At 55.0% G+C, this 23101-nt stretch carries 22 protein-coding genes; 13 read left to right on the top strand and 9 right to left on the bottom strand.

Annotated features, from left to right (window positions below):
- Positions 1–32: 32 nt before the first annotated feature.
- The 3 genes from VSR74_RS10680 to ygjG form a co-directional block, all read right to left on the bottom strand.
- Positions 33–3182: a glycoside hydrolase family 2 TIM barrel-domain containing protein gene (locus VSR74_RS10680; protein WP_347794717.1), complete on the bottom strand. Its 3150-nt coding sequence runs from the start codon at positions 3180–3182 to the stop codon at positions 33–35.
- A 203-nt stretch (positions 3183–3385) separates the two neighbouring features.
- Positions 3386–4369: a transcriptional regulator EbgR gene (ebgR, locus tag VSR74_RS10675; RefSeq protein WP_347794716.1), complete on the bottom strand. Its 984-nt coding sequence runs from the start codon at positions 4367–4369 to the stop codon at positions 3386–3388.
- Between the two features lie 206 nt (positions 4370–4575).
- Complete coding sequence (gene ygjG / locus VSR74_RS10670; protein ID WP_347794715.1) at positions 4576–5964, bottom strand: putrescine aminotransferase; 1389 nt, start codon at positions 5962–5964, stop codon at positions 4576–4578.
- A gap of 346 nt (positions 5965–6310) precedes the next feature.
- Between ygjG and VSR74_RS10665 the strand changes: the two genes are divergently transcribed.
- The gene (locus tag VSR74_RS10665; RefSeq protein WP_347794714.1) at positions 6311–7831 is read left to right on the top strand and encodes a methyl-accepting chemotaxis protein; all 1521 of its coding nucleotides are present in this window, start codon (positions 6311–6313) and stop codon (positions 7829–7831) included.
- On the opposite strand, the gene VSR74_RS10660 is transcribed toward VSR74_RS10665, so the two are convergent.
- A complete protein-coding gene (locus VSR74_RS10660) occupies positions 7828–8376 on the bottom strand; it encodes a PadR family transcriptional regulator (RefSeq protein WP_411914253.1) in 549 nt (182 codons plus the stop codon). The genes VSR74_RS10665 and VSR74_RS10660 overlap by 4 nt on opposite strands.
- Before the next feature lie 239 nt (positions 8377–8615).
- On the opposite strand from VSR74_RS10660, the gene VSR74_RS10655 reads away from it, so the two are divergent.
- From VSR74_RS10655 to VSR74_RS10620, 8 genes are all read left to right on the top strand, one after another.
- Positions 8616–9383 (top strand): siderophore-interacting protein, encoded by a 768-nt coding sequence (locus VSR74_RS10655; RefSeq protein WP_347794712.1) that lies wholly within the window; start codon positions 8616–8618, stop codon positions 9381–9383.
- A gap of 248 nt (positions 9384–9631) precedes the next feature.
- Complete coding sequence (locus VSR74_RS10650) at positions 9632–10654, top strand: methionine ABC transporter ATP-binding protein (RefSeq protein WP_347794711.1); 1023 nt, start codon at positions 9632–9634, stop codon at positions 10652–10654.
- Complete coding sequence (locus VSR74_RS10645; protein WP_347794710.1) at positions 10647–11315, top strand: methionine ABC transporter permease; 669 nt, start codon at positions 10647–10649, stop codon at positions 11313–11315. The genes VSR74_RS10650 and VSR74_RS10645 overlap by 8 nt, the downstream gene beginning before the upstream one ends.
- Positions 11316–11336: 21 nt before the next feature.
- The gene (locus tag VSR74_RS10640; RefSeq protein ID WP_347794709.1) at positions 11337–12149 is read left to right on the top strand and encodes a MetQ/NlpA family ABC transporter substrate-binding protein; all 813 of its coding nucleotides are present in this window, start codon (positions 11337–11339) and stop codon (positions 12147–12149) included.
- Between the two features lie 115 nt (positions 12150–12264).
- Positions 12265–12615, top strand: coding sequence for a copper resistance protein (locus VSR74_RS10635; RefSeq protein ID WP_347794874.1), 351 nt, complete (start codon positions 12265–12267; stop codon positions 12613–12615).
- A 49-nt stretch (positions 12616–12664) separates the two neighbouring features.
- Positions 12665–14671 carry a protein-disulfide reductase DsbD family protein gene (locus tag VSR74_RS10630; protein WP_347794708.1) on the top strand — a complete coding sequence of 669 codons (2007 nt, stop codon included), beginning with the start codon at positions 12665–12667 and terminating at the stop codon, positions 14669–14671.
- Entirely contained in the window at positions 14671–15273 is a 603-nt protein-coding gene (locus tag VSR74_RS10625; protein WP_347794707.1) for a DsbA family protein, read from the top strand. Before VSR74_RS10630 ends, VSR74_RS10625 begins: the two co-directional genes overlap by 1 nt.
- Entirely contained in the window at positions 15263–15769 is a 507-nt protein-coding gene (locus tag VSR74_RS10620) for a protein disulfide oxidoreductase (protein ID WP_347794706.1), read from the top strand. The genes VSR74_RS10625 and VSR74_RS10620 overlap by 11 nt, the downstream gene beginning before the upstream one ends.
- On the opposite strand, the gene VSR74_RS10615 is transcribed toward VSR74_RS10620, so the two are convergent.
- From VSR74_RS10615 to VSR74_RS10600, 4 genes are all read right to left on the bottom strand, one after another.
- Positions 15763–16743 carry a Csu type fimbrial protein gene (locus VSR74_RS10615; RefSeq protein WP_347794705.1) on the bottom strand — a complete coding sequence of 327 codons (981 nt, stop codon included), beginning with the start codon at positions 16741–16743 and terminating at the stop codon, positions 15763–15765. The genes VSR74_RS10620 and VSR74_RS10615 overlap by 7 nt on opposite strands.
- A gap of 16 nt (positions 16744–16759) precedes the next feature.
- Entirely contained in the window at positions 16760–18994 is a 2235-nt protein-coding gene (locus VSR74_RS10610) for a fimbria/pilus outer membrane usher protein (protein ID WP_347794704.1), read from the bottom strand.
- A gap of 103 nt (positions 18995–19097) precedes the next feature.
- Positions 19098–19817: a fimbrial biogenesis chaperone gene (locus VSR74_RS10605; protein ID WP_347794703.1), complete on the bottom strand. Its 720-nt coding sequence runs from the start codon at positions 19815–19817 to the stop codon at positions 19098–19100.
- A gap of 14 nt (positions 19818–19831) precedes the next feature.
- Positions 19832–20362, bottom strand: a complete 531-nt coding sequence (locus tag VSR74_RS10600; RefSeq protein WP_347794702.1) for a Csu type fimbrial protein — start codon at positions 20360–20362, stop codon at positions 19832–19834.
- A 437-nt stretch (positions 20363–20799) separates the two neighbouring features.
- Here VSR74_RS10600 and VSR74_RS10595 point away from each other — a divergent pair, with 437 nt between their 5' ends.
- Positions 20800–21099: a DUF1889 family protein gene (locus VSR74_RS10595; RefSeq protein WP_347794701.1), complete on the top strand. Its 300-nt coding sequence runs from the start codon at positions 20800–20802 to the stop codon at positions 21097–21099.
- 116 nt (positions 21100–21215) lie between these two features.
- On the opposite strand, the gene VSR74_RS10590 is transcribed toward VSR74_RS10595, so the two are convergent.
- Positions 21216–21791 carry a phage repressor protein CI gene (locus VSR74_RS10590; protein WP_347794700.1) on the bottom strand — a complete coding sequence of 192 codons (576 nt, stop codon included), beginning with the start codon at positions 21789–21791 and terminating at the stop codon, positions 21216–21218.
- A 455-nt stretch (positions 21792–22246) separates the two neighbouring features.
- Between VSR74_RS10590 and VSR74_RS10585 the strand changes: the two genes are divergently transcribed.
- From VSR74_RS10585 to VSR74_RS10575, 3 genes are all read left to right on the top strand, one after another.
- Complete coding sequence (locus VSR74_RS10585) at positions 22247–22585, top strand: DUF5347 domain-containing protein (protein ID WP_347794699.1); 339 nt, start codon at positions 22247–22249, stop codon at positions 22583–22585.
- Positions 22586–22652: 67 nt separating this feature from the next.
- Positions 22653–22880, top strand: coding sequence for a DUF2732 family protein (locus tag VSR74_RS10580; protein ID WP_347794698.1), 228 nt, complete (start codon positions 22653–22655; stop codon positions 22878–22880).
- Entirely contained in the window at positions 22880–23101 is a 222-nt protein-coding gene (locus VSR74_RS10575) for a TraR/DksA family transcriptional regulator (RefSeq protein WP_347794697.1), read from the top strand. The genes VSR74_RS10580 and VSR74_RS10575 overlap by 1 nt, the downstream gene beginning before the upstream one ends.

The raw sequence follows: 23101 nt of genomic DNA, 5'->3' as shown, positions 1-23101 counted from the left end.
GTCACGACGCCCGTGGTATGTCATAAAACGAGTTAATGGTTATCCGGCCGCACCGGGCGCAAATAAAAGGCGAAATGGTAAGGTTTCGCGGGCAACTGGTACTCCGGCGGCGGGAGCGATCGCCAGGAGTTCTGCCCGCCGGTTCCCATCTGGGCGAGGTCGATATTCCAGGTGGTGAGCGCGCCAGGCTGGACGTCCACACCGTGCCTGCGGGAGAGCGGCGTTAGCCCGGAAGCGCTGTCGCTGTCGCCATCGGCGACAAAATCGAGTTCTCCTGCGGCAAAGGGCCAGGCGCTGGTATTCAGCAGGGTGTGGTCGGCGACTGCTTCCAGACCAAAGCCATCGCCATTCACCACGCGAACCCAGCGCACATCGGTTTTGTTTCCGCTCTCCTGCGGTCGCGGATAGGCGTGGAACTGCGCCCAGGTGGTGCCGCCGTAAATCCCGACTTTGGCGCCTTTGCGGTCGCTGTAGGTTTCGCCGGGGCCGCGTCCATACCACTGAATGTAATTAAATTCGCAGGGCATAATGAGCTGTGTGCCGATGCGGGGAATGAGCGGCAGCGCTGCGTCGCCGGGGATAAAATCGGTGCTGATGTGGATTTCCCCGTTTGCCGAAATGGCGTAGCGCAGGGTGTACTGGCTGGCGACCGTTGACAGTTCAAAGCGGGTGATTACCGCCACCTGATGGGGGGAGATCTGTTCAACGCTCAACTCCATCAGAACCCGCTGGTTGGCGGCCTGCTGCCAGACTTCAGCCAGACTGAACATCTTCGCGCCGAGGTCATTGTCGGTAAGCCCGCGCCAGAAGTTGGGCTCCGGGCCGCGCTGGATAAGCGTTTTACCGTCGACGGAGAAGTGCGTCAGGCAACCGTCGGCGCGATCAAAACGCAGCGTGAAACCATCGCCGTTGATCTCCACGACGATCTGGCTCTCCTGAACGCTGAGCGGCGAGTAGCCTGTGGCGTCGGCAGGTTGCGGGGCCACGCGCGGGGTTAGCGCGAACTGATCCCAGGCGAGTTCATAGTTGCCGCCGATTAGCGGGGCGTCATCTTTGGTGACCGCGCTCAGGGTCAGTAAATATTCCTGCCCATCCTGACGGCAAAGGGGGGCTAACGGCACCTGAATCGTCTGTTGCTGGTCTGCGGCGACCGGGAAAACGCCCAGGCTGCCGCAGGCGACTTCGTGGCCCTCCTGCGTAATGTGATAGTGGATCTCCAGATGTTCCAGGGAGACAAAATCGTAGCGGTTTTCCACGGCGAACAGGCCGGACGCCGGGTCAACGGCGTGGAAGCGAACCGGCTGATAGACCTTCTTCACCTCGGCCATGTGCGGGTGAGGCGTGCGGTCGGCGGCGAGCAGGCCGTCGTTGAGGAAATTGCCGTCGCTGGGTTTGTCCGGGTGATAATCTTTCCCGTAGCCCCAGTATTTCTGCCCGCGGGCGTTGGTCAGTTCCAGCGCGTGATCCATCCACTCCCAGATGAAGCCGCCCTGCAAATTGTCGTGCCGGTCGATTATTTTCCAGTAGTCGCTGAGGATCCCCAGTGAATTGCCCATCGCATGGGCGTATTCAATCATGATCATCGGGCGATCGCCGCCCTGTTCGGCGAAGCGCTCCAGCCGTTCGAGGTCGGGGTACATCGGGCAGACGATGTCGCTGTAGTAGTTTTCACCTGCCGGTTCATACTGCACCGGGCGGCTGGGATCTTTCTCTTTGATCCACTGATAGAGCGTCTCAAAGACGCAGCCGGTGCCCGCTTCATTGCCCATCGACCAGACGATCACGCAGGCGTGGTTTTTATCGCGCTCGACCATCGCCTGAACGCGATCCAGATGGGCGGGGATCCAGGATTCGGTATCGCCGATTTGCGTTTCCGCTTTCAGCGCCAGCGGGTGAGATTCAATATTGGCTTCATCGACGATGTAGAGACCATACTCATCGCACAACTGATACCAGCGGGAGTGGCAGGGGAAATGGCTGGTGCGTACCGCGTTGATATTATGCTGTTTCATCAAGCGGATATCGGTCAGCATGTTTTCTTCGGTGGGGACATGTCCCAGCGTCGGATGCAGCTCGTGGCGGTTCACGCCCTTAATTTTAATCGCCTTGCCGTTAACCTGGAGTTGCCCGTTGTTGATTTGCACATGGCGAAAGCCGATTTTGTGGCTGGTGGATTCGATCACCTCGCCCCGATCGTCGCTGAGCGTCAGCAGCAGGGTGTAGAGGTTAGGCGTCTCGGCGCTCCACAGGCGCGGATTTTCCACCGTGCCGGAGAAGCGATGCTGCTGCTCCGTTCCTTCGCGGGTAAAACGCACCTGCTCGCTCAGTACAGGCGTGAAATCCTGCGCATCGTCCAGCAACTGCATGCTCAGTACCATCCCGGCGGGGTGCGTGTCGTAGTGCTGCAAATCGATGCTCAGGTCAATTTCCGCATGGGTGAAGGGCGGGTTAACCTGCTGGCGGCAGTGGAAATCGTAGATCCGCGTTTTACCGGTGGCATAGATAAAGACCTCCCGCTCAAGGCCGGACATATCCAGCATGTCCTGCTTTTCCAGATAGCTGGCGTTGGCCCAGCGATAGATCTCAATCGCGATACTGTTTTCGCCTGCTCTGACGTAAGGCGTAATGTTAAATTCCGCTGGATTTTTGGCGTTCTGGCTGTAGCCGACGCGCTGGCCGTTGATCCAGATAAACGATGCGGTGCGGGCGCCGGCGAGTTGTAAAAAGATCTCCCGATCGAGCCAGTGGCTGTCCAGATGGAAGCTCCGGCGATAAGAACCCACCGGGTTGTAGTCGCGAGGCACTTCCGGCCAGTGGGTGGTGAACGGAAAGCGTTCATCGATATAAATCGCTTTATCGAAGCCCTGCGCTTCCCAGTTGCCCGGCACCTGAATCGTCGCCCAGCGCGAGGTGTCGTACTCCTCCTGATAAAATGTTTTTGGCCGCGATTGCGGGTTAACCGAGCAGCTAAACTGCCAGAGCCCGTTCAGGGAAAGATAGTTGCTGGCAGCTATGGGGTCGTTACGTATTGCCAGCAGCGGGTTGGTAAACGGGAAAAGGTGAGGGCGCGGCTTCTCTTTGTTGATGCCGTTAATGCGGTGATCTTCCAGCACGGTCGGAACGTGGTCGCGTTCCGTATACAGTGCGGCAACCTGTTGTTTATCGGAAACAACGGCGTTCATAGTTCTCTCCTTGTCGATATTCGGTCAGACGTAAAATCTTTACCGTGGATTTTAGTAAAATATTTACTAAAATTAAGAGTGAGAACGCATTTGTTTTAAGTTGATCACGAAATAGTTGCGGGTGTGATAGTTACTTTTTGATAAAGAGAGGACGCGGAGGTGCGCCGAATAAGGCGAAGCGCTTATTCGGCGAGGGAGGGGGCTTAGCGGGTGGTTCCGCGTAATTTCAGTTTGCTGGGCACAAAGACTTGCAGTGGGAGCGCACGCCCATCACGCGCTTTCTCGACCAGCAGGTTGACGCCCTGGCTGCCCATCATTTCGGAATGAATGCGCACCGTCGAGAGCGGCGGGAAGGTAAAGCGTGCCGTCGGAATATCGTTGACGCTGATAAGGGCGATATCCTGCGGTATTGCCAGCCCGTGCTCATGAATGGCGCGCAGAACGCCGATGGCGATGGAGTCGGAGGCAACAAACAGCGCTTCGGGGTAGTCGCCGCGCGCCAGCATCTTTTTCGCCAGCGCATAGCCGGAGGCGCTTGAGAACGCGCCGCGCCAGATATCAGTTGTGGAAACGACCCCTTTAAGCCTGCCATATTCTACGAAAACGGACTCACGAATATCCGCTTTTCCGGGCTCATCTTCACCGCCGATATAGCCTATCCGCGTCGCGCCCTGGGAAATAAAACAGTCGATAATCTGTTTTGAGATGCGCGCCAGATCGACATCAACGGCATCAAATTCGCTCTCCTGCTCGTGGAAATCGATAAAGCAGATATTGTCCGTCAGCGCCTTAGCGACCTCGCGCAGCGCAGGCGACGGTTTGCCTACGATCAGCACCCCGGTCACTTTTTTGAGTTCCGCCTGGTAGCTGTGGAGATAGCTGTTGGTGAGTTCGATACCCAGCTTATCGCACTGTGTCTCAATGCCGTGGCGAATAGCCAGATAGTAGGGGTCGTTAATTTCCAGTTCTTGCGGGTAACTGTAGAGGGCGAGCAGATGATGATGGTTTTCCGCGCTGGTCTGTGCTTTGCGGGCGCTACTGCTTTTGTATTCCAGTTTTTCTGCGATCTCAAGAATGCGCAGTCGGGTCTCTTCTTTTACATTCAGCGTCGCATCGTCATTTAATACCCGTGATACGGTTGCCAGCGATACACCGGCTTCTGTGGCTATGTCTTTTAGCGTCGCCATTATTTTCCCTGTTTGCTGTTGCCTGTTGCGCCTGTCCATTGTAAAGGATGCACCGATTCATGCATCTGTTTTCAGTAAATGACTACGGCTTTACACGATGCGCCCTAAAACAGAAGGTGAAATTTTCGGCAAATCAGGAGATGGGGTTTACTTTTATTTTAGTAAAATTTACCCGGCGAAAACGATCGCCGGGTAAAAGCGGGTGGTTATTGCTCGGTTGCCACCTGCTGAACAACCCGCAGCGACGCCAGCGCCTTTTGGGCCGCCTTCAGCACCAGTTCACACTGTTCAACGGTGAGCGTTAGCGGCGGCTCAATGCGGATGGTTTTGGCATTGTTAAGCGTCCCGGCAACCAGCACGCGTTGGCGGAACATCTCGCTTGCGAAACTGTAGCCGATTTCGTTATCAACAAACTCAATCGCCATCAGCATGCCTTTTCCGCGCGCTTCACGTACCAGATCTGGGTATTCGCGCGCCAGACGACGGAAGCCATCCAGCAGTATGTCGCCTTTCTGCTCCGCCTGCGCCGGGAGGTTCTCCGTCAACAAGACGTTGATAGTCGCCAGCGCGGCTGCACAGGCCAGCGGGTTGCCGCCAAAGGTGGTGGTGTGCAGGAACGGGTTATCGAACAGCACCGAGAAAACCTCTTCGGTGGCGATGGTCGCGCCAATCGGCATGACGCCGCCGCCGAGCGCTTTCGCCAGGCAGAGAATGTCCGGCCGAACGTTTTCGTGCTCGCAGGCAAACATTTTGCCTGTGCGCCCCATCCCGGTTTGTACTTCATCGAAGATCAGCAACGCGCCAAACTCATCGCACAGCTTACGCACCGCAGGCAGATACCCCGGCGGCGGCAGGATCACGCCGCCTTCACCCTGGATAGGCTCCAGGATCACCGCCGCCACGTCGTCGCCGGTTTTCTGGCATTCAGATAGCGCCAGACGCATGGCGTCGATGTTGCCAAACGGCACATGGCGGAAGCCCGGCAGCAGCGGCATAAACGGCTTGCGGAAGGTGGATTTCGCCGTGGCCGAGAGCGCGCCGAGCGATTTACCGTGAAACGCCCCGCTGGTAGCGATAAAGGTGAATTTACCGCGTGGCGATTGATACGCTTTTGCGAGCTTCAGTGCCGCTTCCACCGACTCGGTGCCGCTGTTGCTGAAGAAACTGTACTTCAGTTTACCCGGCGCCAGCGCTGCCAGCGTTTTGGCCAGCATCGCCCGCAGTGGGTCGAGCAGCTCCTGGCTGTGAAGCGGTTGTTTGACAAGCTGATTCTGTACGGCGGAAACAACAACTGGATTACGGTGCCCCACGTTGAAAATGCCAAAGCCACCCAGGCAATCAATAAACTCCTGTCCCTGGGTGTCGACAAGCGTATTCAGGCTCCCCGCTTGCCACTCTACGGCTCCGTAATCCCCGCCGGCGGTAACAGACTTTCGATACTCCAGAAACCCCGGGTTTACATGCTCTTTAAAGTATTCTCTGACCTCCTGGTTGAGTGATTTCATCTCCTCATGGGAAAGCTCTCGCTTTTCAATGAGATTCAGTGCGTGTGCGCTGCAGGCTAACGCCGATGCGCTGGAAGGTAATCTGTTCAAAATAGGCTCCCGGGGGTCACGTATCACACGATACTGAATTAAGTATTGCAGGGATTACGCCACTTCGGTGTGGGCGCTAAAAATCGGGATAAACACCAGGGAGAACCGCAAATGGACAATATTTAATCGTCCGGCAGCCGCGTGGGCGAAGGAGAAGCACATATCTCGTTTCGCCATTATGGGGCAGGAGGGGCGAAAAAGGGGCGGATCGTGCGCCATATGAGGGCAGGGGAGAATATATCCTCTGGAAATGGGAGCTGAATCGAGATTAATGAGTAAAGCTCCCTCAATTAGCGCCGACATACCTTTAACCCTAATAAGCCTTAATACCGGCAAGGATACCTGCATGTCTTCTCAGCCCTATATCAGTCAGCGCGAATTTGCACTGGATGAACACACAACACTCATGTCGACATCCGATCTCAAAAGTTTTGTCACTCATGTGAATGATGCCTTTATTCAGGTAAGTGGCTACAGCCTGGAGGAGATCAGCGGCCAGCCTCATAACCTGGTACGCCATCCGGATATACCTAAAGCGGCCTTTGCTGATATGTGGTTCACCCTCAAACAGGGGGAGCCCTGGAGTGCGATTGTCAAAAATCGGCGTAAAAATGGCGACCACTACTGGGTGCGAGCTAACGCCATTCCGATGGTGCGGCAGGGCGAAATTACGGGCTATATGTCGATTCGCACCCAGGCGACGCCGGAAGAGATCGCCAATACCGAACCGCTCTATCGGGCGCTGAAAGAGGGGAAGAGTAACAAGCGTCTCTATAAAGGGATGGTTGTCAGTAAGCGCTGGTGGGGAAAGTTATCCGCAGTGCCGCTGCGCTGGCGTGTACGTGCCGTGATGATGTCTATTTTGTTGGTACTCTCCGGGGCGCTGTATGCCACACATGCGTCGTGGGCGGCGTTTGCCGCTGCGGCGCTGTTGATGCTGATTGGCACCGCACTTTTTGAAGGACAGATTGTCAGGCCGATAGAGAATGTCGCGCGTCAGGCGCTTAGCGTTGCGACCGGTGGGCGCAACAGTGTGAAACACCTGAATCGCGGTGATGAACTGGGGCTTATTCTACGCTCCGTAGGGCAACTGGGGCTTATCTGCCGCTGGTTGAAAAATGATGTGGCAAGCCAGGTCTCCAGCGTAAGTCAGGGAAGCGATACGTTAGCGAAGGGGAATGAGGATCTTAACGAGCGTACCCGTCAGACGGTCGTGAACGTGCAGCAGACGGTGGCGACGATGAACGAGATGACCGCATCCGTGCAAAGCAATTCACAGACGGCGGCGGCGGCCGATAAGCTCTCAATCGCTGCCAGCAGCGCAGCGGAAGAGGGGGGGCAGGCGATGCAAAGGGTGGTGAACACGATGGATGATATTGCCGACAGCACGCAACGCATTGGTTCCATCACCACATTAATTAATGACATCGCTTTTCAGACAAACATTCTGGCGCTTAACGCCGCAGTAGAAGCGGCGCGGGCGGGCGATCAGGGTAAAGGATTTGCGGTGGTAGCGGGTGAAGTTCGTCAACTGGCGAGTCGTAGCGCCAGTGCGGCGAATGACATTCGTAAGCTTATCGAAGCCAGCGCCAGCAAGGTGCAGTCCGGAGCCGAACAGGTGCATGCGGCGGGTCGCGTGATGAACGATATTCTGACGCAGGTGCAGAATGTGACGCAGCTTATCGCGCAGATTAGTCAGTCGACTTCAGAACAGGCTAACGGGTTGTCTGACATCACCCGCGCGGTGGCGGAACTGGATGCGATCACCCAGAAAAATGCCGGGCTGGTGGCGGAAAGCGCCCATGTGTCGGCGATGGTGAAACATCGCGCTGGTCGACTTCAGGACGCGGTTACGGTACTGCATTAATCGAGCTGTGAAATCTCCAGCGCCGCGCGGTCGATGACGCCGACAATTTTCTTAAGCTGCGCCTCGCTAATTTCGCTCTGGTTCACTTTCAGGTTCAGTACGGCTTTAAAGTTTTCCAGAGCGCGTTTCATCTGCGGATCTTTACGCAGCTCGTGACCAACCATGCGGAGTTTCAGCTTCGCCTGCACCTGATCCAGCACATCTTTGTTTTCTGTCAGTACGTTAGCGCCCTCTGCGGTGATCGCGATTTTTTTGCGGCCGCCATCTTCTTCATGAATAGTGATCAACCCCTGATCCTGTAACAGATCCAGCGTAGGGTAGATAACGCCCGGGCTTGGGCTGTAGTTGCCCTGGGTCAGATTTTCGATCTCTTTGATCAGTTCGTAACCGTGGCTGGCGTTGCGCGAGAGAATATCCAGCACCACCAGGCGCAGTTCGCCGTGGCCGAAGAAACGCTGGCGACGCCCGCCGCCACAGCCACCGCCGTGGCGTCCTTCACCATGGTCATGGCGGCCTTCGCGGCCAAATAAGGGTAAGTGTCTCATCATTAATACCTTGCTGTTTTTTAGATATATCTAATCTATATCTAAACTTCAGTTTTTAGCAAGGTGATAAAGTAATTTTTTATTATTTACATGAAATATAAAGAATAATTTATCTGTTGTGGTTTTTTGTGTGCCAGGGAAATTATATCTTAAAAAAAGCTTGCTTTCTGTCTAATTGGCAATCATTATCATTTGCATAAAATTTAGATATATCTGTTTTTCACGAAGGCGATCACACCATGACGAAAGAGAAAAAGTATCCGCAGCGCGTGCGCAACGAATTGCGTTTTCGCGAATTGACCGTGTTACGCGTGGAGCGCATCGGCGCAGGCTTCCAGCGGATAGTGCTGGGCGGTGAGGCGCTGGAAGGCTTCTCCTCACGCGGTTTTGACGATCACACCAAACTGTTCTTTCCACAGGCGGGCGAGCGTCTTTCGCCTCCCACGATGACCGATGAAGGGATCGTCTGGCCGGATGGTGTGCGCCCGCAGTCGCGTGACTATACGCCGCTCTATCATGCCGGGCGGCACGAGCTGGCCTTTGATTTCTTTATTCATGAAGGCGGCGTGGCGAGCAACTGGGCGATGAATGCCCGCGTTGGCGATACGCTGACAATCGGCGGGCCGCGTGGTTCGCTGGTGGTTCCGGAAGATTACGCCTGGCAGCTTTATGTTTGCGATGAATCCGGAATGCCGGCGCTGCGTCGCCGTCTGGAGAGCCTGCGTCAGTTGCCGATGCGCCCGCAGGTTAAGGCGATTGTGACGATTGCCGATGAGGCATATCAGGACTATCTGGCGGATTTCAGTGATTTTGATATCCAGTGGGTTATCGGGCACCGCGAGCAGGCTGTCGCCGATAAGCTGACGACGCTTGCCGTCCCGGAAGAAGACTATTTTATCTGGGTTACTGGCGAAGGCGCGGTGGCGAAATCGCTGGTTAGCCGTTTTGAAACTGATGCCATTGATCAGCAGTTGGTGCGTAGCCAGGCGTACTGGCATAAGAAGTAAACGCGCTGGTTTTGTCGGGCGGGCGCTGCGCCTGCCCGACCTGCACGGGTTTAATACCCCACCCGGCCTGGTTTCTTTAGCAAAATTCTGACTATGGTTTGCAGAAAATAATTTCACTGCACCGCCCGGTGCGGCGACTCGCTTATAACCTCTCGTAATAACACATTCTTTTTTGTTGTTTGCTATCCGTCACCCGAACCCGATATCGTCTGGACGTCCATACTTCTAAACCGCTATTTGGCAGACGAATGATAGTACTCAGGAATATTTCAAAGATTTTTAGCCCGGGAAAAGGGGCAATCACGGCGGTCGATAACGTCAACCTGAACATTGAACAGGGGCAGATCTACGGCATTATCGGCTACAGTGGCGCGGGAAAAAGCACCCTGATTCGCCTGCTGAACGGGCTGGAAAAGCCGTCTTCGGGCAGCGTGATCGTGAACGGGCAGGATATTTCCGCCGCGAAAGGGGAAGCTCTGCGTCAGGCGCGTCTGAAGATCAGCATGGTATTCCAGCACTTCAATCTGCTTTGGTCACGCACGGTCAGCGAAAACATCGCCTTTTCAATGCAAATTGCCGGTGTACCAAAAGCCAAAATTCGCGCTCGCGTGACGGAACTGGTGGAACTGGTCGGCCTGAAGGGGCGCGAAAATGCGTATCCCTCGCAGTTGAGCGGCGGCCAGAAACAGCGCGTGGGCATCGCCCGTGCGCTGGCCAATAATCCGGATGTATTGCTATGTGATGAAGCGACTTCGGCGCTCGATCCACAAACCACCGATCAAATTCTCGACCTGCTGCTGGATATCAACCGCCGCTTCCGTTTAACCATCGTTCTTATTACCCACGAAATGCATGTGGTACGCAAAATCTGCGACCGTGTGGCGGTGATGGAAGAGGGCAAAGTGGTCGAAGAGGGCGATGTGCTGGAGGTCTTCACCCATCCGCAAAAACCGATTACCCGGCAGTTTGTGCGTCAGGTTAGCCAGTACGTCGAAGAAGAGGCGTTTAACCCTGAGCTGACCGATGGCCTGACGGGCAGCATTATCAAACTGACCTTTACCGGCCAGACCACCCATCGTCCGGTGGTGGGCGAACTGACGCTGCGCTACGGCCTGCCGTTCAACATTCTGCACGGCAAAATGACCCAAACGGCGCACGGCGCGTTTGGTCAGCTTTGGCTGCATGTGGTGGCGAATCCCGAACAACTGAACAATATCCTCGCAGATTTGCAGGAAACCGGCATTGACAGCGAGGTAGTAAAGCATGGCTGAGCAATTCTTACCGCATCTGAAATGGGACGCGCTGTGGGCGGCAACGCAGGAGACGCTTTACATGACCGCGCTTTCCGGCGTGGCGACATTTGTCCTCGGCATCGCGCTCGGGCTGGCGCTTTTTTTGACCGCCAAAGGCGGCCTCTTTTATAACCGCCCGCTCTACAGCGTCATTTCAGTGGTGGTGAACGTTTTCCGTTCCATCCCGTTCATTATTTTGATTGTGTTGCTGATCCCGTTTACCAAAACGATTGTCGGCACCATTCTCGGCGCGAACGCGGCGCTGCCAGCGCTGATTGTTGGTGCGGCGCCGTTCTATGCGCGGTTGGTCGAAATTGCCCTGCGTGAAGTGGATAAAGGGGTGATTGAGGCAACCCGTTCTATGGGCGCACGTCTGTCGACGCTGATTTTTCGCGTCCTGCTGCCCGAATCTTCCCCGGCGCTGGTTTCCGGTATTACCGTCACGTTGATTGCGCTGGTGAGCTACAGCGCAATGGCGGGGGTGATCGGCGCAGGTGGTTTAGGGAATCTGGCTTATCTGGAAGGATTCCAGCGCAACCACAATGACGTCACGCTGGTCGCGACGGTGACTATTTTAATCATCGTTTTCGTCATCCAGTTTTGCGGCGACGTCCTGACTTCTCTGTTAGATAAACGCTAATAACACACAGGAACCATCATCATGAAAAAGACACTCACGCTTATCGCCGCCGCTACCCTGAGCGCCCTGAGCTTCGCCGCCTGGGCGGATACCCTGACCGTTGGCGCGTCTAACACGCCGCATGCGGAAATTCTTGAGCAGGCGAAGCCGATTCTGGCAAAGCAGGGGATCGATCTTGAGATCAAACCGTTCCAGGACTACATCCTGCCGAATACCGCGCTGGCGGGTCGTGATATCGATGCGAACTACTTCCAGCACATTCCGTATCTGAACAGCGTGCTCAAAGATCATGCGGGCGACAAGGATTACGATTTCGTGAGTGCCGGCGCTATCCATATTGAGCCGATTGGCATCTATTCCAAAAAATATAAATCGCTGAAGGATCTGCCGGAGGGCGGCAAAATCATCATGCGCGATGCGGTCTCTGAAGAGGGGCGTATTCTCTCCATTTTTGAGAAAGAGGGGGTGATTAAGCTGAAGCCGGGCGTCGATAAAGTGACTGCGCGCATCAGCGATATCGTGGAGAACCCGAAAAAGCTGAAGTTCCTGCCGAACGTTGAAGCGTCTCTCCTGCCGCAGATGTACAACAACGATGAAGGCGCGGCGGTGGTGATTAACGCCAACTACGCCATTGACGCGGGTCTCGACCCGGTTCACGACCCGATTGCGGTTGAGAGCGGTGAAAATAACCCGTATGCCAATATCATCACCGTGCATCGCGGTGACGAGAAGAAAAAAGATATCGTCGCGCTGGTGAATGTGCTGCACTCTAAAGAGATTCAGGAGTGGATCCGCACCAAATATAAAGGGGCGGTTATCCCCGTGAATAACTGATTCTTCCGCCCGGCTCAGGCCGGGCGTTTTGCCTTCCAGACACTTCTTTACAGCTTTAAGATTGCCAAACCATATTCGTCCGTTAAGATTAACCTCGAATTAATACGAGGTTATGATGATTCATCGGCAGCGAAAGGCGATATTACTGGTAGCCCTTGCATGTCTGGTGGTGCTGGTTTGCACCGCGCAGCGCATGGCGAGCCTGCACGCCCTGACGATGAGTGTTGTCACCGTGAGTCAGACCGAACAACTGGACAGCGATGCGCCGGTCACCCCCTGCGAACTGAGTGCTAAATCGCTGCTGGCCTCGCCGCCGGTGCTGTTCGAAGGCGCACTCTTTGCCGTTGCGTTGCTGCTGGCGATCCTGGCGGCGTTGCCTGTTTTCTATCAGCGCGTCTGGCCTCCCCGCGTTATCTCCTCGCCCCGATTGCGGGTACATCTACGATTATGCGTCTTCCGTGAGTGATTTTTAGCCTGCGTTATCCAGGTTAATTTATTATTTACGGAGAAAACAAATGCTTACTTATTTCAGGCAGCTTCTGCTCTGCCTGGTTTGTCTGTGGCTGCCCGCAAGCTGGGCGGCGGACAGCGGCTGGCTGCGCGCCGCCGATAACGACCACGCCAGCGTGCGGCTGCGCACGCAAACTGTTGCGGGTGGCGACACGCGCCTGCTGCTCGACGTTCAACTGGAGAAGGGCTGGAAAACCTACTGGCGTTCGCCGGGCGAAGGCGGTATTGCGCCGACGATTGCCTGGGCGTCGCCCCAGTCGGTTGTCTGGCGCTGGCCAGTTCCACAACGATTTGATGTGGCAGGGATTTCTACTCAGGGCTATCACGACAGGGTGAGTTTTCCTATCACCCTGCACGAGGTGAAAACCCCGACGCTCGCGGGGGTGCTGACGCTTTCAACCTGTAGCAATGTCTGCATTCTTACGGACTACCCCTTCTCGCTCGACCTGAGCGCCCCGGCGGAAAAAAATGTCGATTATGACTTCATCCGCGCGATGGGCACCCTGCCGCGTGAAAACGGGCTCACCACATCGTTGCAGGCGGATTATGCGCCGGGGAAGGTGGTGGTGACGGCTCTGCGTCAGGAGGGCTGGCAGTCGCCTGCGCTCTATCTCGACAACCTTGATGGGGTGAGTTTTGCCAAACCGACGATTCAGGTGAAGGGCGATACGCTCACCGCCGTCGTGCCAGTAACGGATGAGTGGGGGGATGCTGCGCCGGATCTACAGGGCAAAACGCTCTCACTGGTACTGGCAGACAATGGGCTGGCGCAGGAAAGCGAACGCCTTATTGGGCGGGCAAGCGCACTCCCGTCGGCGGGCTTTTCATTATGGCTGGTGCTGCCGATGGCACTGCTGGGCGGGCTTATCCTCAACATTATGCCCTGCGTATTGCCCGTGCTGGCGATGAAGCTGGGGTCGGTATTGCAGGGGGAACGCGCCGAACGCGGCGCGGTACGACGGCAGTTTCTGGCGTCGGTGGCGGGGATTATCGCGTCGTTTCTGGCGCTGGCATTGATGATGACCGCACTGCGCCTGAGTAACCAGGCGCTGGGGTGGGGTATCCAGTTCCAGAACCCGTGGTTTATCGCGGCGATGGTGATGGTGCTGTTCAGCGCCAGCCTGCTGGGGCTCTTCGAAATTCGCCTCTCCTCAAATACCGCCACCTTCCTCGCGACCCGCGGCGGTAACGGGCTGATGGGGCATTTCTGGCAGGGGGCGTTTGCCACGCTGCTGGCAACCCCCTGCACCGCGCCGTTCCTCGGAACCGCGGTGTCGGTGGCGCTGGTCGCGCCGTTGCCGGAACTGTGGGGGATCTTCCTGGCGATGGGGTTAGGCATGAGTCTGCCATGGCTGCTGGTGGCCGTCTGGCCGGGGCTGGCGCTGCGTCTGCCGAGGCCGGGGCGCTGGATGAACCTCGTGCGGATGGTACTGGGGATCATGATGCTGGGTTCCGCTCTGTGGCTGCTGACGCTACTGAATGTGCATTTGGGGGAGACATTCACCTGGGGGATCGGTGGCGTACTGGCGCTGGCGCTGTGTATTGCGCTGGCCTTGCGTTATCGCTGGCGTGTGGGGCTGGGCGCGGCCGGGCTAATGCTGATGACTGCGGCGGCACTCTTCTGGCTGCCGCAATCGGCGTCTCCCGTGCGTGATAGCATCGCCTGGCAGCCTCTCAGCGAGGAAGCGATTCAGACGGCGTTGGGCGACGGCAAGCGGGTGTTTGTCGACGTCACTGCCGACTGGTGCGTTACCTGTAAAGCCAACAAATACAATGTGCTGCTGCGCGAGGATGTGCAACAGGCGTTAACCGCGCCGGACGTCGTAGCGCTGCGCGGCGACTGGAGCCGCCCTTCCACCACCATTAGCCAGTTTCTGAATCGTCGCCAGAGTGCGGCCATCCCCTTTAATCAAATTTATGGCCCGGGCCAGCCGCAGGGAAACATTTTACCTCCTCTGCTCAGCCGCGAAGCGGTACTCAATGCCTTGTCCGGTGCCAAAGGAAAACAGTGATGCGAATTTTTACTCTGCTTTTATTACTCTGTGTCTCAACATTCAGCCTGGCGCAGGAGGGCGACAATGATGCGCAGGCGCAGCTCACCGAAATGATTTTCAACGACCCGGCCAGCCCGCGTCAGGGAGCCAGCAAACCCGCGCTGATTATCGTGAATTTTACCGATTACAACTGCCCATACTGCAAACAGTTCGACCCGATGCTGGAGAAAATTGTTCATGACTATCCGCAGGTGCAGCTCGTCGTCAAGCTGCTGCCATTTCGCGGTGAAAGTTCAATGACCTCCGCGCGCGTGGCGTTAACCACCTGGCGTCAACAACCTGATCAATTCTGGGCGCTGCATCAGCGGCTGATGGCGAAAAAGGGCACTCACGATGACGCTTCCATTCTGAGTGCGCAGCAGAAAACGCAAACGGCGGAGATCAAAATGGATGAGCAAAGCCGGGAGAGCGTAAACATGAATCTGATCCTCTCGCAGGTGTTAGGGATTCAGGGGACGCCTGCGACGATCGTCGGCGATCAAATGGTAGCGGGGGCGATTGCCTATAACGACCTGGAGGCGCTGGTGAAAGAACAGCTTGCGAAAGTGAATGCGCAGTAGGCTGCGCCGCTGGCTGAAGGATCTGGTCGTCCTGATACTGATTGCGATAGCGCTGATGTGGGGCATGGATCAACTGCGCAAGCCTGACCTTCCGGGCGATCTCTCCGGGATCGCCCTGCAAACGCTGGACGGTGAGAGGCACTCGCTTGCTGAAATGAGTGAAGAACAACCTGTCCTGCTGTACGTTTGGGCGACCTGGTGTGGCGTTTGCCGCTACACCACGCCTGCGGTGGAGCAACTTTCACAGGAAGGAGCGAAGGTATTGAGCGTTGCGCTGCGTTCTGGCGACGATCGCCAACTGGCGCAATGGATGGCAAAAAAGCATCTGACTATGCCGGTAGTGAACGACCCACGCGGTGAGATCTCCACGCGCTGGCAGGTCAGTGTGACGCCCACGCTGGTGGTGATCTCCCGGGGCCGGGTGGTGAATATCACCACCGGCTGGACAAGCGGCTGGGGAATGCGCGCGCGACTGTGGTGGGCTGGTTTTCAGTAGGTGACGTTGATCGTCACCGTATCGGCATAGGTGTCTGGCGTATAGTTGGCGCTCGGGACGGTGGCCCAGACGGTATAGGTGGCAGCCTGACCGTTCCCCGTCCCGGCGACCGTATTCGTGCCCGTTGTATTTCCCCACGGCGCGCCGCTGGTTCCGGCAGCGGTACGGAGCTGATAAGGCACCCGATCGCTGTTGCTGGCATTACCGGTACTGGATTTCATCACGCCGCTGCCGGTACTGCTGTTGTTGGAGGGGGCGAGGCCAATGGTATAGGGCGTATTGCTGGTACAGGCCACACCGATGCTGTTGCTGGCGTTGATATTGGTTTGGGTGGCAGGGACGCTGCCCAGGTTGATATTGCTCGCCGTGGTAACGTTACAGAATTTTGTGACCGCGGCAGTGACGGTAAACGGGAAGGTTGGCCCCTGCATGGTGCCGCAGTTGGTCGGCGGCGCCAGCAGACCGACGTTCATGGTCATGCTGGCGGTTGCAGCGGTGTAAGTATCCTGGTGATTGCCGGGGATGGCACTGGTTTGTCTGGCCGGAACTTTGGCGTAGACCGTCACGCTTCCTGTCACTGGCGTCAGGTTTAATAAATTGAGCTGAATAGCCGGAACGGTGGTGCCGCTCTGGTACTGGCTCCCCCACACCGTGGTATAGGCCGGATTCTGATAAAGCTGGTAATCCAGCGTGCCGGCAGGCGGGCCTGCGAAGGACATTCGACGGGGGATCACCTGGCCGCTGACTGCCGAGGCGCCAATGTTAAAGCAGATAGTTACGCCAGCCAGCACATCGGCGAGCTCTTTGGTGCAACTGTAGTTGAAGGTCATACTGGTGTTGGTATCGGAGGTTGCCAGCGGATTTACGTTGCCGAAACTGATGTTTTGTACGCCGGAAACGGTGCACACCACCGCTTTACCTGCCAGCGGGCAGAGCAGTAATCCGAACAGTAAAGCCAGATGAATCAAGCGCACGTTCCTGCTCCTTTTATTAACGACAAACCAGTGGGCCAATTTGCGGGATGCCTTCGGCCTGGCGCGGATAATCGAACTGCACGGCGCATGTGCCACCGGGGTGCGAGACCTCCAGTGTGTTGTGCGGCGATACCGTCTCGAAATAGGCCATACCATCAAAACCCACCATCACGGTATCGTGACGCTTTTGATTGGGGTTGAGGGTCGCCTGGCTGCCTTCCGGCAGCGCGTGGCCTTGAGGATCCACCAACACGATCAGCGCCGGATGCGTTGCGGTGATATTAAATTCAACTAAGGTGCCTGAGCGATCGGCGGGAACGGCCGCGGCATTAACGCGATCGACGCGTGTATTGGCGGGAAGGTTCAGCGTATCAATACCTATCATATTGTTTTGATAACTATTAAGTTGAGTCACCAGCAGCAATCCGTCATCCCCGCTGGTGCCGACGACATTATTTTCCAGGCTGATTGGCACATTCGGCACGCCATTGGTCGATACCACGGCAAAGCCATTATTGATTTCGCGTGCGGCAAACAGCCCGCCGCCCATCATCACCAGCGAACCAGTCGCCCCGGCGTAGGCGTAGTGGTCATCGGGCACGCGATTAAAACCGGAATAGACTTTCCCGTAGCGTCCCTGATAGCCAATTTCACCCTGGCCGCTGGTCTCAGAGGCCAGGTGACTGGCGGCGATATTCCAGCCCCATCCGCCTTCAGAAGGTAGCATCTGGCTGGCGTTCATCATGTAGCCGGTTTCATTGTTGGTGCGCTGAACGGTGCTGCTAACGGTACGGTTGCTCTCCAGCGACAGGGTCAGCATCAGGTAAACGCTGCTGTCCTGGTGGTCGTCGAGGTTTTGATTCAGCCCGAGGTTAAGCCAGGCTTTTTCCGTCAGCGCTTTCGACCAGTTAGCGTTCACATAGCGCAGGTTACTGTCGTGTGGATAGCGAAACTGCAAGTAGCCGACGCTGAAATTGCCGAATGACTGTGCGTTATAACCGACGACCGTATTGCTGTTCAGTTCCGGCGGCGGCTGACCATAGCCAGTCGCGATGTCGCGATAATCGCCGTGGGTGACGGTTGTTGAGGTATTAAAGCTGAAAATATCGTTCGACCAGCGATAGCCCAGGCTGTAAAGCGCGCCGCTGTTTCCCTCTTCGTTACTGAAGGCGAGGGCGGCGGAAAGCGTCCCACTACGGGAGCCGGGAACCCAGTCATTGCTGAGGCCGCCATTAATCAGGCTATCGCTGGCCTCACCGTGCGCGGCGCTGGTAAACGTGTTACTCACACCGTGACGCCAGGTGGCACTTAGCGCGGGCTTGCTGGCGTAGTCAAAGGAGGTATACCCGTAGTTTTCCCGCACCACACCAAGTTCGACCGACCACTCGGTTAGCCCTTTTCGCAGCAGAGATTGGTCATTATAAAATGAGAAATTTTGCACGGTCGTGCGGCCCAGCGCATCGGTCATCATCACCTGTGCGTTACCTGCGCCGTTGATATTCGGCAGGGTATTAATTTCGAAATTGCCAGCGGGGACGTTGCCGTTGTAGTTTCGCACGCCGTTTACGTACAGTTCGACGCTGGAAGGTAGCGTGGCGGAACCAAAAAAAGCCGGGAGTGGTGTGGTTGGTTGATAGGGTTGCAGGCTGAAATCGGTGCCGATTTGCAGGCCAGCGATGCGCGTGGAGCGCGACCAGGGTAGTGCGCTGGTCAGGGTATCGCCCAGCGATAGGTACAACATTTTATCGGGAAACGAAGATCGCCAGCTTGTATCCAGGCGCGTAAAGCCGTTGCTTTGATAGCCCTCACGGTTATCGGTGCTGTTCTGGCTAAGCTGGGTGGAACTGAGCACGCCTGCGGAATTAAATGCGCGCAGTTCGCTCCAGGTATTCAGCCATGCTTTATCACCCTGCGCGGCATAGATATCGTAATTTAAAAGCAGCCCGCGTGAAACGCTGGCCTGCGGATGCTCTGCATCCTCCCTTCCCAGCTTGGTTGTATCGAGAGCGAGCGCACTGAGCGGTGCCGTAAGCGTCAGCGTTTGCTGCTGAATATCGTAATCTACGTTTAATTGTGGGATATCGTTGAGCGCGCTCTCCTGGTTTCGGGGAATGCCCAACTGATGCAGCGTGGCGGGGCTGGCAAAGAGCTTGCTATCTGTATAACGAAAATGCACCAGCCCTTTAGGGTTTCCGTTCACGGTGACATCAAGGTAGAGATCGATACCTTCATGCAGAGCGTTATCATTCATCGGAGTATCCCGTGATGGGTCAGTGTCATTGTTGTTTGCGACTGCGGCGCCCGATAAACATGTTGCACTAAGCAAAATGACGTTTGCCAGCAGGCGTTGTCGGCTATAGATCGTGCACCGCTTTTTGGCCATTGATCATGACTTCGAGTTTTCCCCCCGCGTCGATGCGGGTGGTCGTCGGCGCTAATATCCAGCGCATGGTGGAGCCCGGAAGAACGTAGCCAAGCAGGCCGGGGGTTATTTCCCGTCTGGCACCTTGTTTATTGATGTAGGTCACACCAGAGAGTTGCGCATGGCTATTCCCCTGATTGCTAACCTCAAGGAAATTATCATTTCCAACACGTTTAACACCCCAGCTTAATTTTGCTTCCGGAGGGACACTATTTTTGGGTTGAATAAAAATGGGAAGCGAATAATGTAAAACAAATTCTAATTTATTGGCCTTTGGGGTCGCTTGCGGTAATTCATTCACGGATAACCGATAAGACTCCTCGACACTGTTTGTCGGGTTGCCTAAACGGATCACGCGAATCAACTGACGCTGCCCGGGGCGTAGGGTTAACATCGGCGGGCTTATCACCAGATCGCGAGAGGCGGTAAGGTTGTCTTTGAAATTGCTTTGGCTCCATTGGAAAACCCGAACCTGAGCGTTTATTTCATTGTCCCCCTCATTGCTCAGCCAGATGCCGTCCGCGTTTTTATCCTTCAGGGTCAAAGATACAGGGGAAACCTGCAATCCACTGGCCAGAGCCATATTTGTTGAAACACAGATCCCCGACAGGCAGAGCCAAACGGCGCGCCTTAAAAATGGCTTTATTCTCATAAAATTCCGTTTAATCAATAGTTAACGTTAACTGTTACCGTGTCGGCATAGCTATCAGGCGTGAAGTTTGCGCTCGCAGCCGTGGCATAGACGGTGTAGTTTTGCGCCACGCCTGTGCCAGTGCCTGCCACGCCATTACCCACCGTTGTGGTCGTGGCGGTGTTACCCCACACCGGGCCAGTAGCGGAAGTTTGGTTGAGCTGGTAGGGGACTTTATCGGTGTTAGTTGCGGCGTTGGCGATAGATGACATCGCCCCTGCACCTCCCGTACCGCCACCGTTGGCCGCAGAGGGAGCCAGGCCGATAAAGTATGGCGTAGTTTTGGAACAGTTAACGGCAATCGTACTGTTACCGGTGGTGTTGACTGCGCTGGCGTCGACTGAACCCAGATTGATATTCGAAGAAGCTCCGGCGGTAACGCTGCAGGATTTTAAAATAGTAATAAGAACCTGAAAGGTGCCTGTCGCCGTGGCGGCATTTGCTGCTGGAATAACGGAAAAAGCAATGCAGGGAAGAATGAAGCGCAGCAGGTTTGATGGTTTCATATTCCTATCCTCTACAGGTTTCTTATTCTTTTCAAAAGTGAAGGGGAATTATCTCGGTTGGACTTAAGTAAACTTTAGGGTAAGGAAAAGTTTTGTGCCAATTTAAAATAATTATTTATACGTGTTGATTAATAAGGTCAGGGATATTTAATTTGTGTGGTTAATTTATAGGAATAATCCTGTGGATGTTTTATTAATCGTGAATAAATAAGTTTAAATATATAATATATTATACGCTGAGGTGGGCTTACGCCGATCAAAATGGCAAAACGGCGATTTCCCGCTACACTCCCGATGAGGACGACTGAGGATAAGGAAGCCCGAAGAAGTGACCTGTACGAGGTTTCGTATGAAAGGTTCAAGAATCCCTTTGATATCGTGAGCCATTTGAGGTCTTATAGTCTTGTTAATCACGTGGTTAATTTAAGGATGAGAACATGCCAACAGTCATCGCTAAAGCCCTGGATTTCATCAACGCTATGGATACCACCGTACCGGTACCGCACTCTATGGATGAAAGCACAGCGAAGGGTATCTTTAAGTATCTGAAAGAAATCGGTGTACAGGTGAGTGCAGAAGAGATTACTGCGCGAGGAACGTCAGAGGGATGGAACCCGGAATTTACCAAAAAAGTGGTCGGCTGGGCGCAAAAGATCGCCTCCGACGAACGTGTTGTGATTAAAAACCCTGAGTTCTTTTCATCCTATATGCAGGAACAACTCAAAGATCTGGCGTAAGACTCGCCGCCACTGACTCCGCTTAAAAGCGAAGGGCCTGCGTTACTACGTGGGCCCTTGTTGTTTGTGGCCGGGTTTAGTCAGCGTCGAGGCGCTGCCCCTGGTACGCACCGCGATCAGTTAACCTCGCTGAATACACCCACTACGCGCCCCAGCGCTTTGATATCATCAATGCCGCACTCGAACGGCACCTTGCCGCCCGCAACATGAAGTTTTCTGCCGGGTAACTTCGTGAGTTCCCGAATGCTGATTGCGCCTTCGATATCGACAAGCCACTCTCCGTCGGCAAGGGAGGCCTCTTTCTCGATGAAATAGAGTTTTCCATCGCCACAGACGGCAATCGGGTTAGTCAGCGGTTTGCTAAAGAACTTACCCGCAATGCTCAAATCACCATCGCGCACCAAAGATTCTTCACTTAATGTGAATTTCTCCACATTTTGGGTATCAGTATTCGTGCCTCCGGCAGCGATCGCCCCTTTTCCTGTCAGTAACCATGCGAGGCTGGCTCCCGTTTCCAGAGCACAATGCACAATAAAATCATAAGAAATGGAATCGCGGCTGTACCTGTTGGCAAGAGAGCTTGAGGCAATCTCGAAGTGCCTGGCCAGTTGAATTTTCTGCGAAAAACCATAGGCTTCGCAAATCCTGTCCAGGACATCTTCGTTGTTTAATCCAAGATCTTCAATTCTCATTTAGCTTTAACCTATTTACAAACTCCATTTTGGGAGTTATTTTAAGCCTATACCTAGGCGATTAATGGCTGACGTTGTCAAACAGACGGCTATTAATTGTTATCTTTAGTCAATGGGGAATCATGCAACATGGCTTCTGAAATCGCAATCATCAAAGTGCCTGCCTCCGGCGTTCCACCACAGCCGTTGGTACAGCCCGAAGGTGTTTTGAACCTACCACATACCGCCGGGCAACGGGCGTTCACCCGTGTGTGCCAACTGAATCCCGCATTCTCCGCAAGGGATGGCAGAGAGCCGATGGCCGGATTCGAATTGTCTGCGCTCATGGGAAAGCAGGGCTGTTGCGTGAAGCGTTGTTGTCCTCCTGTTTTCAACGGGTGATAGACGCGAAGTTCACTTTTTGTGAGTTTTATTGACTGTATTCTGGATTTCAGAACATAACTTCGGGAGGGATCATGGCTATCGAAGCTGCAACAACAACGGTTCCTTTAACGGCGAGTGAACGTTTTGCGGGTCTTAATCATGTCGCTGAACTTCGCGCCAGACACTGGGGGGACGGGTGGCAGGAGGTTGTGCAATTTGTCGCGGAGATGCGCGATAAACGCGACCCCCATTTTGAAGAGAATCGCCGGGCAATGGCCGCTATTTTTTTTCTGGCAAAAATACCGGCAACTCGCCACGAAAGTGAATTAAGTGAACTGACTACTGATGAGAAAAAAGCGCTGATTTCCGCGATGAACCATTTTCGCGCAGTCGTGAGCTTATTTCCCAAACGGCTAACCATGCCTGTTTAACCCACACAGCAAATTAATGGCGTAAACCCGCCGGGCACCCTATTGCCTGAAATCAGGAGTATCAATTATGCGAAATATCCATCCCTTTATTTCTAAAACGGATAGCTATCTGTTCGAACAACTGCTTAGGGCCGCGAAAAATGAAGAACGCCAGGCGCGCGCGCTTGCGGTTTCAATTCGTCTTGAGGCGCTGGCGACCTATATCACTCAGGAGGAGATGAACGGTAAAGACGCCGCATCGCTTCTGCTTCGCGAAGCGGTTCGCTTTCGCAATGAATCGCTGGAGTTGCACTAATGGCTGACGTGATGGATTTAGCGCAACAGCGCGAGCAGGAAGATCGCGAGCGGTATATCAGCAATGCGCGCAGGCGTATTGCTGCACCCTCTTGTTTTATCTGCGAGGAATGCGATGCCCCCATTCCGGAGGCTCGCCGTATCGCCATTCCCGGCGTGGTTTTTTGTGTCGCGTGCCAGCAAATCGCAGAACAAAAATCAAAGCATTTTCGGAGGTTCTGA

The sequence above is a fragment of the Pseudocitrobacter cyperus genome (assembly GCF_039889165.1).
Lineage (GTDB): Bacteria > Pseudomonadota > Gammaproteobacteria > Enterobacterales > Enterobacteriaceae > Pseudocitrobacter > Pseudocitrobacter cyperus.
This window is presented reverse-complemented; position numbering and strand designations above follow the sequence as displayed.